Origin of the sequence: Enterobacter cloacae complex sp. I2, from assembly GCF_014896205.1 — a bacterium.
Classification (GTDB): domain Bacteria; phylum Pseudomonadota; class Gammaproteobacteria; order Enterobacterales; family Enterobacteriaceae; genus Enterobacter; species Enterobacter quasihormaechei.
In genome coordinates this window covers 18,104-30,309 of record NZ_JADBRA010000022.1, presented here as the reverse complement: position 1 = coordinate 30,309, position 12,206 = coordinate 18,104, and the positions used below count along the sequence as shown (strand labels likewise).

The 12,206-nt window shown below is 61.2% G+C and carries 7 protein-coding genes; 2 read left to right on the top strand and 5 right to left on the bottom strand.

Annotation, left to right across the window (positions count from 1 at the left end; genetic code table 11):
* The first annotated feature begins 15 nt into the window (after positions 1 to 15).
* Both narX and narL read left to right on the top strand, forming a co-directional pair.
* Positions 16 to 1,812 (top strand): nitrate/nitrite two-component system sensor histidine kinase NarX, encoded by a 1,797-nt coding sequence (gene narX, locus IM300_RS18265; protein ID WP_107535489.1) that lies wholly within the window; start codon positions 16 to 18, stop codon positions 1,810 to 1,812.
* Positions 1,805 to 2,455: a two-component system response regulator NarL gene (gene narL / locus IM300_RS18260; RefSeq protein ID WP_003856701.1), complete on the top strand. Its 651-nt coding sequence runs from the start codon at positions 1,805 to 1,807 to the stop codon at positions 2,453 to 2,455. Before narX ends, narL begins: the two co-directional genes overlap by 8 nt.
* A 1-nt stretch (position 2,456) precedes the next feature.
* Here the strand turns inward: narL and IM300_RS18255 are convergent, their stop codons facing one another.
* The 5 genes from IM300_RS18255 to ntrB form a co-directional block, all read right to left on the bottom strand.
* Positions 2,457 to 3,875, bottom strand: a complete 1,419-nt coding sequence (locus IM300_RS18255) for a YchO/YchP family invasin (protein WP_193037709.1) — start codon at positions 3,873 to 3,875, stop codon at positions 2,457 to 2,459.
* A 181-nt stretch (positions 3,876 to 4,056) separates the two neighbouring features.
* Positions 4,057 to 6,534 (bottom strand): nitrate reductase, encoded by a 2,478-nt coding sequence (locus tag IM300_RS18250; RefSeq protein WP_193037707.1) that lies wholly within the window; start codon positions 6,532 to 6,534, stop codon positions 4,057 to 4,059.
* Positions 6,531 to 10,517 carry a nitrite reductase large subunit NirB gene (gene nirB, locus IM300_RS18245; RefSeq protein ID WP_193037705.1) on the bottom strand — a complete coding sequence of 1,329 codons (3,987 nt, stop codon included), beginning with the start codon at positions 10,515 to 10,517 and terminating at the stop codon, positions 6,531 to 6,533. The genes IM300_RS18250 and nirB overlap by 4 nt, the downstream gene beginning before the upstream one ends.
* Positions 10,518 to 10,529: 12 nt before the next feature.
* Positions 10,530 to 11,318, bottom strand: a complete 789-nt coding sequence (locus IM300_RS18240) for an ABC transporter ATP-binding protein (protein ID WP_107535493.1) — start codon at positions 11,316 to 11,318, stop codon at positions 10,530 to 10,532.
* 9 nt (positions 11,319 to 11,327) lie between these two features.
* Entirely contained in the window at positions 11,328 to 12,206 is an 879-nt protein-coding gene (gene ntrB / locus IM300_RS18235) for a nitrate ABC transporter permease (RefSeq protein WP_107535494.1), read from the bottom strand.

Genomic DNA, 12,206 nt, shown 5'->3' with positions numbered 1-12,206 from the left:
GAGCCCGTCAACTCTATGTTAAAAAGATGTTTATCTCCGCTAACGCTGGTTAACCAGCTGGCGCTTATCGTTCTGCTGTCCACCGCTATCGGTGTGACCGGCATGGCTATTTCTGGCTGGCTGGTACAGGGCGTACAGGGTAATGCGCATGCCATCAACGAGGCAGGCTCGCTACGCATGCAGAGTTACCGGCTGCTGGCGTCGGTTCCCCTGACGCAGGCTGACCAGCCGCTTATCGACGAAATGGAGCGTACCGCATTCAGCCCTGAACTGGAAAGAGCCGCTATTCGTGACGGCCAACAATCTCAGCTTAAGGCGCTTCAGGGCTACTGGCACACCCAGCTGGCGCCCGGGCTAAAGCGGGCGGAAAATCGGGAAACGGTCGCGCAGGATGTCGCCGGGTTTGTGTCACGCATCGACCATCTTGTCAGCTCTTTCGATCGCACGACAGAGTTACGCATTGACCGTGTGGTGATGGTTCATCGTGCGATGGCGCTGTTTATGGGTTTGCTGCTGATTTTCACGGTTATCTGGCTGCGCGCGCGGCTGCTGAACCCCTGGAAACAGCTTCTGGCGATGGCCCGCGCCGTCACTCAACGCGATTTCACCCAACGCACGCACATCAGCGGGCGCAACGAAATGGCGATGCTCGGCGAGGCGCTCAATACCATGTCGGCTGAACTCTCGGAAAGCTATGCGGTACTGGAAAAACGCGTCCAGGAGAAAACCGCCGGGCTTGAGCAGAAAAACGAGATCCTCTCTTTCCTGTGGCAGGCGAACCGTCGCCTGCATATGCAGGTGCCGCTTTGCGAGCGTCTCTCGCCGGTACTGAACGGCCTGCAAAACCTGACCCTGCTCCGCGATCTTGAGCTACGGGTTTACGACGTTGAAGACGAAGAAAACCACCAGGAATTTACCTGTCAGTCGGACATCTCCTGCGACGATAAAGGGTGTCATCTGTGCCCGCGCGGCTTGCCTCCGCTGACCACCAGCGGCACGACCCTCAAGTGGCGGCTGATGGACAGCCATACCCAGTACGGTATTCTGCTGGCAACCCTGCCAGCCGGGCGTCACCTCAGCCACGACCAGCAGCAGCTTGTGGATACCCTGGTTGAGCAGCTCACGGCCACCCTCGCGCTCGATCGCCACCAGGAGAAACAGCAGCAGCTGATTGTTATGGAGGAGCGCGCCACCATCGCCCGCGAGTTGCACGACTCCATCGCCCAGTCCCTCTCCTGCATGAAGATGCAGGTGAGCTGCCTGCAAATGCAGGACGAAGGCATGCCCGAAAGCAACAAACAGCTGCTCAGCCAGATCCGCAACGAGCTTAACACTTCATGGGTTCAGCTTCGCGAGCTGCTGACCACCTTCCGTTTGCAGCTCACCGAGCCGGGGCTGCGCCCGGCGCTGGAATCCAGCTGCCAGGAATTTAGCGCCCGGCTGGGCTTCCCGGTGAAGCTGGATTACCAGCTGCCGCCGCGTTTTGTCCCTTCTCACCAGGCGATCCATGTGCTGCAAATTGCCCGTGAAGCCCTGAGCAACGTGCTCAAGCATGCCGAGGCAACGGCCGTTACGGTCACCGTCAGTTGCCAGGATAATCAGGTGAAGCTCAGGGTTCAGGATAACGGTCGCGGCGTGCCGGAAAATGCCGAACGAACGAACCATTATGGTTTAATTATCATGCGAGACCGCGCGCAAAGCCTGCGCGGTGATTGCCAGGTTCGCCGGGGAGAGTCAGGTGGCACCGAAGTCGTGGTCACCTTTATACCCGAAAAGTCCCTTATAACTGCTCAAGGAGAAAACCATGACTAATCAGGAACCGGCATCGATCCTGTTGATTGACGATCATCCGATGCTGCGCACTGGCGTTAAACAGCTTGTCAGTATGGCGCCGGATATCACCGTCGTCGGTGAAGCCAGCAATGGTGAACAGGGGATTGAACTTGCCGAATCGCTCGATCCTGATTTGATCTTGCTCGATCTCAACATGCCGGGCATGAATGGCCTGGAAACCCTCGACAAGCTGCGGGAGAAATCCCTTTCTGGCCGGGTGGTGGTCTTCAGCGTCTCCAACCACGAGGAAGACGTGGTCACCGCCCTCAAGCGGGGAGCAGACGGCTATCTGCTGAAGGATATGGAGCCGGAAGATCTGCTCAAGGCGCTGCAACAGGCTGCCGCAGGCGAGATGGTGCTGAGCGAAGCGTTAACGCCGGTGCTGGCCGCCAGCCTGCGTGCGAACCGCGCTACGTCCGATCGTGACGTCAGCCAGCTGACCCCGCGCGAGCGCGACATTCTGAAGCTGATTGCCCAGGGTCTGCCTAACAAAATGATCGCCCGCCGTCTGGACATCACTGAAAGTACGGTCAAGGTGCATGTCAAACACATGCTGAAGAAAATGAAGCTAAAATCCCGCGTCGAAGCTGCCGTCTGGGTGCATCAGGAACGCATTTTTTAACTTAGTCGTCCGGCAGCAACTTCCACCGTGGATCGTCGTCAGGCATTGCGACGAGCGGTTGCACCACGGAAAGCGTGATCTCATTGGAGGAGACACGCTGCCCATCCTTATCTTCCACCACGGCCACAAGCCGCCATTCGTTTTTCGCCCCTTCCGCGTCGTTCCAGGCGGGCATAATCACGCTCCAGCCATCGCTGCTGTTGCTGTTTGCCGGTGAGGTCAGGCTGAGCGCCTGGGTATCACCCAGCCAGTGGATCTGACGGATACCGTGGGTGCTGCGAATTTGCAGCTTCAGCATGATGGTTTCGCCCGGCTTAAGATCCCACGGCGGCGTAGCCAGGTAGACCGAGAGGGTTTTTCGCTGACGAAACTCCATGACGGGCAGATTATCGCGCTCAGGTGAATCATAGCGGCTTCCCCGCAGCGAGCGCGTCGCCGCCACTTCCCCGGCGGAAAGCTGTTTCGCCAGCGGCACGCCAAAACGATAGTTGAGCTTTAGCCCGAGGTTATTCTGGCTAACCCCGCTCTCCCCCTGCTTATGGGCAGCCGTCAGGGTGACCAGTGGAACGGGGGTATAGTTCAGCCCCAGGTTGACCGCGACCGGGTTGTGATACCCCGTACCGCTGTTAAACAGATCGACGTTATCGCCGAAATACTGTTCAAAGCTGACGCTGGTGTTCAGATGATGAAACCAGGGTAGCCAAGCTTTCGCCGTTACGTCGTACCCGCGCGCCATGCGCTGCTCCCGAATGTCGGAACCCGGCTGCCAGCCGGCAAACGGCTGGTAGTAATTGGCCGACAGGCGCAGGTTTTCTCCCCACGCCTCTGCGCCCAATCCGGCGCGTTGCAGGTTGTCTTCAAGCAGGTTGTCGTAAAAGGTGTTGTAGCCAAGCAGCCACTTTCCGGCCACCCAGCGCTGACCAATCCCCACGTTGCTCACCAGCCCATCCGTCTGCTGCGTCAGGCCCAGCTGGCTCCAGCTCAGATAACGGTTGTTATCGTTCCAGGGGATAAACCAGCTGCCGCTGCTGCCGTTGAAGTTCCCTTCGTCATCCACCAGCACGTTGACGCTGGCATTCCCCCAGGGCGAAAGCCAGGATTCAATCTGCTCGTTAACTTCCCCGCTCACGGCATCCCGCACCTTGCCAAACGCGAACTCTCGCGCCTGCTGCCCGGCGGTCAGGCCGTTATCGGTCATACTGGCTTCACCGAAGGCTTTTGCCATTTCAGCCAGATGCTTTTCGCCCTCGCTCGTCGGTTGCGCCATACCCAGATCCGGCAGACTATCGCCGTTGTTATCAAATGGGTTTTGCGCCTGCTGCACGAAGGATTTCGGCGCACCGTGAACGGCTCCAGCCGAAATAAGGGGGAGTAACAGCAAAAAACGGATGCGGGACGATACAGCCTTCAACGTCGTCAATAAGAACCTGTGTTTTTGAACAAACACTTATATGTTAACGCCATAAGCCCTGAAAACCAGCCTTAACATAAATTTCAGGAATATCCTGAAAAGATTTGTCGGGTGGCGGCTACGCCTTACCCGACCTACGGGCCGGTACGAATGTGTAGGTCGGGTAAGGCGTAGCCGCCACCCGACGCCATTATCCCAACAGCCCTTTCAGCTCCGGCACGCAGGAGCCGCAGTTAGTCCCGCAGCGCAACTTCACTCCCAGCGCTGTCGCAGAATCACAGCCTCCGGCTATCGCCTGGCGTATCGTGTTTTCACCCACGCTGAAGCAGCTACAGATAATTCGACCGGGATCGGCACCTTCACCCGGCCGTTGTCCGTGCAGCAGCGCATGGCGTTCAGCGATTTGTACGGGCGCAGAAGCAAAGGCTTCTTCAATAAACGCATGCGCCAGCGCCGGCAGCGTATGGCCCTCCCAGTAGCCAAGCATCAATTCGCCGAGATGCCAGGCCAGTACGCTACTGCGTTCCCCCGTCTGAGCCACCTGTAGCTGCCAGCCCCGGGCGCTGGCATACGCCATAATCCACGACAGCAGAGGCCGATCACCCGCTACCGTCAGACGTGAGGCTTTACGCCACCAGCAGACCGACGGCGGCAACGCCGGCAGTTCGCGGGCATACAGTTCTCCCTGCCAGGCGGGGAGCCAGGGCATGATCCTTACCGCCGTTTGTTTACTCTCAGGCTGGCCGGAACAGGCATCCACCCGTCCCTCCACCAGCGCATTGACCTTCCCCTGCCGGGCAAACTGCGCGTTCCAGTGCATCGGCGCAAACAGCTCGCCCGCACGCTGCCCGGGGGAAATACGTACTCTGGCAACCATCACTCCGCGCGGGGAGCTTATGCGTGCCAGCTGGCCGTCCGCCAGGGTCGCGCGCGCCGCATCGGCTGCGCTTATCTCAACAAAGGGCTCGTCGATATGCTGCATCAGGCGCGGAACATACCCCGTGCGCGTCATGGTGTGCCACTGATCGCGGATGCGCCCGCTGTTCAGTATTAACGGGTACAGTTCGTTAACGCAGGCGCCATGCGTTGAGGGCTCAACCGGAACAATCGTTCTTTGCGGGAAATCACCGGCGCGCCACTGGTACGGCGCCAGATCGTCCCACGCCTCTCGCGTCAACGACGCCAGCTCGTGCAGGTTCAGGGCCCGTTCGCCGTTATTTTCATACGCCGTCAGCGCCGCGTGTTCACAAAAGATCTCCTGAGGATGTTCCCAGGCAAAGGCCTCGCCATAGCCGAGTTGCTCTGCGATCCGGGCGACGATCCACCAGTCCGGTTTGGCCTCACCGGGCGCAGGCAGAAAGGCGCGCTGGCGGGAGATGCGGCGTTCAGAGTTCGTCACCGTGCCGTTTTTCTCGCCCCACCCCAGGGCGGGAAAACGTATATGGGCAAACCGGCTGGTGTCCGTCTCCTGCATCACCTCAGAAACAATAACCAGCGGACAGGCCGCCAGCGCCTGGCACACCGCGTGGCTGTCCGGCAGCGACACGGCGGGGTTGGTGCCCATGATCCACACCGCCTTCACCTCGCCGCGGGCAATGGCGTCAAACAGTTCCACCGCCATCAGGCCCGGGGTCTGCGCCAGCCGCTCGGTGCCCCAGAAGCGGGCCACGCGCGCGAGATCGTCCGGCTCAAAATTCATGTGTGCCGCCAGCTGATTCGCCAGCCCGCCCACTTCCCGCCCGCCCATGGCGTTTGGCTGTCCGGTCAGCGAAAACGGGCCGCAGCCCGGACGGTTGAACTTCCCGCTGGCAAGATGCACGTTAATAATGGCGTTACACTTGTCGCTGCCGCTGGAGGACTGGTTGATCCCCATGGTGTAGAGCGTGATCGCGCGGGGCGCGGTGACAAACCAGTCGTAGAAGGTGCCAATCTCGTCTGGCGTCAGGTCGCAAAACGCCGCCACACGAGGGATAGTCCACTCACCGCTCCCCTGAATCAGGTTGAGCAACCCCACAAACAGCCCGGCGTCGCTGCCGGGTTTCAGCGCCAGATGCAGGTCTGCGACATCGCAGGTGGCGGTTTTACGCGGGTCAATCACCACCACTTTCATCTGCGGATTGTTGTGTTTTGCCTGCACCAGACGCTGATACAGCACCGGATGCGTCCAGGCCGCGTTGGACCCGACCAGCACCACCAGATCGCTGTTTTCCACATCTTCGTAGCTGCACGGCACCACGTCTTCACCGAAGGCGCGTTTGTAGCCCGCCACCGCCGATGACATACATAACCGCGAGTTGGTATCAATGTTCGCCGCCCCGATAAATCCTTTCATCAGCTTGTTGGCGGCATAGTAATCCTCGGTCAACAGCTGACCGGAGGCGTAAAACGCCACCGCCTGCGGGCCCCATTCGCTGATGATGTTCCGCAGCCGCTCGCCCGCTTCGCCCAGCGCATCGGGCCAGTCGACCTCCAGGCCGTCGACCATCGGGCGCAGCAGGCGTCCCTGCAACCCCGTCGTTTCTCCGAGGGCGGATCCCTTCACGCACAGCCGCCCAAAATTCGCAGGATGGGTTTCATCTCCCCGGATGCTTACCTTTTCGCCGTCTACGCTGGCGACCACCCCGCAGCCCACGCCGCAGTAAGGGCACGTTGTCCGGGTTTCCGTCATGAGGCCTCCGCGCGCATCACCAGCTCTTCATTGCCAACCCACACCTTGCCGTTTTCAATTTTTACCGGCCAGGCGCGCACCGCGGGTTCGCCGCTCTCCACCTGGCAGCCGTCGCGCAGGCGAATGCGCTGCTTGTAGAGCGGAGAGACAACGACCGGTTCGCCCGCCGCATCGCCGAGGATGCCGCGCGAAAGCACGTTCGCGCGGCTGCCCGGTTCCCGATCGTCGAGGGCATAAACGGTTTGACCAAAGCGGAACAGCGCAATCGGCTTGCGCCCAAGATGCGCGCCGATGCCCGCCTGCTCCGGGATATCGTCAATGCCGCAAATTTCCTGCCAGCGCTTGCTTTCCTCCACGACAGGGTGGTTCACCGCGGTGCGGAACAGCGCCAGGCGGTCAGGATCGTTAAGGGTGGTTTGCCATTCACACTGGTACGTCTCAACCACCCGGGCCATCTCCTGCTCCAGCTCGTGGGCGATCCCGAGGCTGTCGTTCAGGATCACCTCACGCAGATAGTCGAGCCCGCCTTCCAGGTTGTCCATCCAGGTACTGGTGCGTTGCAGGCGATCTGCCGTGCGGATATAGAACATCAGGAAGCGGTCGACGGTGCGGATCAGCGTTTCGTCGTCCAGATCGCTGGCGAAAAGATCCGCGTGGCGCGGCTTCATCCCGCCGTTGCCGCACAGGTAGAGGTTCCAGCCTTTATCCGTGGCAATCACCCCCACGTCCTTGCTCTGCGCCTCTGCGCACTCGCGGGTACAGCCGGAAACCGCCATTTTAATTTTGTGCGGCGCGCGCAGCCCCTTGTAGCGGTGCTCCAGCCTGACCGCGAGGCCGGTAGAGTCCTGAACGCCGTAGCGGCACCAGGTCGACCCGACGCAGGATTTCACCGTGCGCAGGGATTTTCCATAGGCGTGCCCGGTTTCAAACCCTGCCTCAACCAGCGCCTGCCAGATCTCCGGCAACTGTTCGAGCGTGGCGCCAAACAGGTCAATACGCTGCCCGCCGGTGATTTTGCTGTAAAGGCTATAGCGTTTCGCTATCTGGCCGATGGCGATCAGCCCGTCGGCGGTCACTTCACCCGCAGGCATGCGCGGCACGATGGAGTACGTTCCGTCCTTCTGGATATTGGCGAAGTATCGGTCGTTGGTATCCTGCAACGGCAGGTGCGCCGGTTTGAGCAGATACTCGTTCCAGCAGGAGGCCAGCACGGACCCCACCAGCGGCTTACAGATCTCGCACCCGTGCCCCTGACCGTAGCGGCTGATAAGCTGGTCGAAGGTTCGGATATGGTTGACGCGCACGAGGTGGTAAATCTCCTGGCGCGAGTACGGGAAGTGTTCGCAGATGTCCTTTTTCACCTCCACGCCCTGCTCCGCAAGCTGGAACTCCATCACCTGCTTCACCAGCGCGCTACAGCCACCGCAGCCGGTCGCCGCTCTGGTGCACTGCTTAATGGCGCCGAGATCCGTTGCCCCCGCGCCCACCGCCTGACAAATATCGCCTTTGCTGACGTTATGACACGAACAGATCTGCGCGCTTTCCGGCAACGCCGCCACGCCCAGCGCTTTCGGCGCGCTGCCTGACGAAGCCGGTAAGATCAGCGTTTCCGGCGCTTTTGGCAGACTGATGCCGTTGAGCATCATCTGCACCAGCGTGGCGTATTCGCTGGCATCGCCCACCAGCACGCCGCCTAGCAGAGTTTTGCTGTCGTGGCTGACCACGATTTTTTTGTAGATTTGCTGTGGCCCATGCGTCCACTGGTAGCTTAGCGCCCCCGGCGTGCGCCCGTGGGCATCCCCAAACGACGCCACGTCCACGCCGAGCAGCTTGAGCTTGGTGCTCATATCCGCACCGGTGAAGCGTTTCTCCTCACCCGCCAGCACGGCGGCGGCCACGCGCGCCATCTGGTAGCCCGGGGCCACCAGACCAAAGATTTTCTCCTCCCACAGCGCGCATTCACCGATGGCAAACACGTTCGGATCGGAGGTCCGGCAGGCGTCGTCAATGCAAATCCCGCCGCGCTCACCGATAGCCAGCCCGCCGCTGCGCGCCAGCGCGTCCTGCGGACGAATGCCGGCAGAGAAGACCACCATGTCCGTTTCGAGATGTTCACCGTCGGCAAAGCGCAGCACCAGCCCGTCGGGCGTCGAAGCAATTTCCGTGGTGGCTTTACTGGTGTGAACGCCCACGCCCAGCGCCTCGATTTTCCTGCGCAGCATCGCCGCGCCGTCATTGTCGAGCTGCACCGCCATCAGATTCGGCGCGAACTCCACCACGTGGGTTTCCAGCCCGAGCTGTTTGAGGGCATTCGCGGCCTCCAGCCCGAGCAGGCCGCCGCCAATCACCACGCCGCGGCGCGAGCCCGCCGCGTGGGCCGCGATATTGTCCAGGTCGTCAAGGGTACGGTAGACAAAGCAGCCCGGCAGATCGTTGCCCGGTACCGGCGGCACGAAGGGGTACGAGCCTGTGGCCAGCACCAGCTTGTCCCAGTGGATCTCATGGCCGCTGACGGTACGCAGCACGTGCGCTTCACGATCGACAGCGACGATCTGCTGCGACAGGCGCAGCTCAATGCCGTTGTCGGCAAAGAAATCTCCCTCCACCAGCGAGAGCGAGTCCGCGCTGCGTCCACCAAAATACTCCGACAGATGCACGCGGTCGTAGGCGGCATAGCGCTCTTCGCCAAAGACAACGATCTGATACTGCTGATGCAGATTGCGGTTAACGCAGTCTTCGAGGAAATGATGGCCGACCATACCGTGCCCAACCACCACCAGAGTAGGTTTTGTCATAGCGTTCTGTCCTGCAACCTGCGGTTGCGTTGTGAAACGATCGAACAGCCAGTCCGCGTGTGCGGGCGCAGCCGTTGCCAGTAAATCGGTAAATGTCGCCGAGCTGCGGCAGTCGCCCATCAGCAGCACGCCAGCCAGCGCCCCGCGATGGATCAGTAAACGACGATAGTGGCGGGTCAGCGGATCCCATGAGCTCCAGACCACATCGTCCGCGCGCGCCGTGGCGCGACCGAGGCTAAACAGCTCCACGCCGGTCACCTTAAGACGCACGCCGTTGTCAGTCAGGGTAAAGGGCGCGGTTACGTCACCGGCGAGGCGCGCGGCGAGGATGTCCGCCTGCGCCAGACAGGGGGCGACCAGGCCAAACGTCTGGCCGTCAATTTCGCAGCACTCGCCAATGGCGTAGATATTCGGCACGGAGGTTTGCATCTGCTGATCCACCACAATGCCGCGCACGCAGCGGATGCCGCTGGCCCGCGCCAGCGCGACGTTGGGCTGCACGCCGGTCGCCAGCACCACGCGCGCGGCGTCGACACGGCGTCCGCTGAGCAGCGTCACGCTATTCGCGTTGATCGCCGCGATGCCGGAGGCGAGTTCACAGCGCACGCCCCGCTCCGCCAGCGCCTCTTCCAGCAGCACGCTCGCCTGCTGGTCAAGCTGCTGCTCCATCAGCCACGGGCCGCGATGCACGAGCGTGACGTTGTCACCTGAAAGGGCCAGCGCGGCCGCCGCCTCCACGCCGAGCACCCCGCCGCCCAACACGACTGCCGGTCCGGAGATGTTCTGAATGGCGCAGGTCTCTGCCAGGGTGCGAAAGGTAAACACGTGCGGTGCGTCGCCGCCGGGGATCGGCGGCACAACAGGTGTCGACCCGGTGGCAAACACCAGCGCATCCCAGCTCAGCGTGCGGGCGGTGGTACGCACTTCATGCGCGTTCAGGTCAACGCCGAGCGCCGTTTCTCCTCGCAGCACCGTCACGCCTCGTGCCGTATACCAGCCTTCATCGTGCAGACAGAGGTGCTCCGCCTGCTTTTCTCCGCCGAGAACCGGTGAGAGCTGGATGCGGTTATAGGCGTGCTGCGGCTCGTCACCGATTACCGTAATCGCAACGCGACCGGGAGCACGCTCGGTCAGCGAAGCAATCAGCCGGGTTGCCGCCATACCATTACCGATAATGACCAGTCGCATCGTGCCTCCTCGTTATGCCGCTTTCGGCTGTTTTTCGTAGAGGAAATGGAGAATTTGCTGACGCATGTGGTGATAGCGGCCGTCGTCCGCCAGCTGCACCCGGTTACGTGGGCGCGGCAGATCGACGCGCAGGATCTCGCCCACGGTGGCCGCCGGGCCGTTGGTCATCATCAGCACCCGGTCAGAAAGCAGTACCGCCTCGTCCACGTCGTGGGTGATGAGCACAATGGTGGTGTTCAGCGCCTGCTGGATCTGCATTACCGAGTCCTGCAAATGGGCTCGCGTCAGGGCATCCAGCGCGCCAAACGGCTCATCCATCAGCAGCACTTTGGGTTTCATCGCCAGCGCCCGGGCAATCCCCACGCGCTGCTTCATGCCGCCGGAGATCTCTCCGGGGCGCTTATGCAGCGCATGGCCCATCTGCACGCGGTCGAGGTTGTGCTCAATCCACTCTTTGCGCTCGCCCTTACTCATGGTGTGACGGAACACCTGATCCACCGCCAGCGCCACGTTGTCGAAGCAGGTTAACCACGGCAGCAGCGAATGGTTCTGGAACACCACCGCGCGCTCGGGCCCCGGCCCGGCGATTTCGCGGTTGTCGCAAATCAGTCCGCCTTCCGTAGGCAGCGCGATCCCGGCGATCAGGTTTAACAGCGTCGACTTGCCGCAGCCGGAGTGACCAATCAGACTGACGGTTTCGCCCTCGTGGATATCGAAAGAGACGTTTTGCAGCGCCAGAAACTCGCCGCTGGCAGTGGAAAAACGCTGGCTCACGGCCTGGACCTGAATTAACGGTTTCATCTTTGCTCCTTATTTTTCCTGCCAGCTAAAGCGACGGGCGATCAGCATCAGCCCTTGCTCCAGCAGCAACCCGACCACGCCAATGATGACGATGGCGATGAGAATGTTTTCAACGTTGAGGTTGTTCCACTCATTCCAGATCCAGAAGCCAATGCCCAGGCCCCCGGTGAGCATCTCGGCGGCGACAATCACCAGCCAGGCAATGCCGATGGAGAGGCGTACCCCGGTCAGCACCGCAGGCAGCACGGCAGGAAAAAGAATGCGGCGCAGGATGGTCCACTCGGAGAGTTGCAGCACGCGGGCCACGTTCAGGTAGTCCTGCGGAATGCGGCGCACCCCTTCGGCGGTGTTTATGACCATTGGCCAGATGGAGCAGATAAAAATGGTCCAGCTCGATGCCGGCTCCGCCTTCTGGAACAGCAGCAGGCCGATGGGCAGCCAGGCCAGCGGGCTGACCGGGCGCAGGAGCGCGATCAGCGGGTTAAACATGCGTGAGAAAAAGGTGAAGCGGCCAATCAAAAAGCCCAGCGGAATGCCCGCCAGCGCCGCCAGGCCAAAACCGATGGCGACGCGCTGCAACGACGCAAGCACGTTCCAGCCGATGCCCATATCGTTTGGCCCGTCACGATAAAACGGATCGGCGAACAGGGTTATGGCCGAATCAAGCGTGCTGAGCGGCGTCGGAAAGCCTTTACTGCTTATCGCTGCCAGCTGCCAGAGCATCACCAGCAGCCCGAGACCGAGCAGCGCCGGGATGACGCGCTGTAAAAAATCGTTCATCCGGCGCGCAAAGGCGGGCGTGCGGCGGCGAACCTGTAACGGAGGCAGGACAATCACTTCCCCGCTCTCTGACGTCTCTTGTGGTTTCCTGTTTTGCAGATGCGGCAT

What these genes read in the sequence shown, in the direction of transcription:
- narL (WP_003856701.1), top strand. Translation starts at nt 1,805, where the DNA reads ATGACTAATCAGGAACCGGCATCGATCCTGTTGATTGACGATCATCCG.
- ntrB (WP_107535494.1), bottom strand. Translation starts at nt 12,206, where the DNA reads ATGCCGCATCTGCAAAACAGGAAACCACAAGAGACGTCAGAGAGCGGG.
- IM300_RS18240 (WP_107535493.1), bottom strand. Translation starts at nt 11,318, where the DNA reads ATGAAACCGTTAATTCAGGTCCAGGCCGTGAGCCAGCGTTTTTCCACT.
- narX (WP_107535489.1), top strand. Translation starts at nt 16, where the DNA reads ATGTTAAAAAGATGTTTATCTCCGCTAACGCTGGTTAACCAGCTGGCG.
- IM300_RS18250 (WP_193037707.1), bottom strand. Translation starts at nt 6,534, where the DNA reads ATGACGGAAACCCGGACAACGTGCCCTTACTGCGGCGTGGGCTGCGGG.
- nirB (WP_193037705.1), bottom strand. Translation starts at nt 10,517, where the DNA reads ATGCGACTGGTCATTATCGGTAATGGTATGGCGGCAACCCGGCTGATT.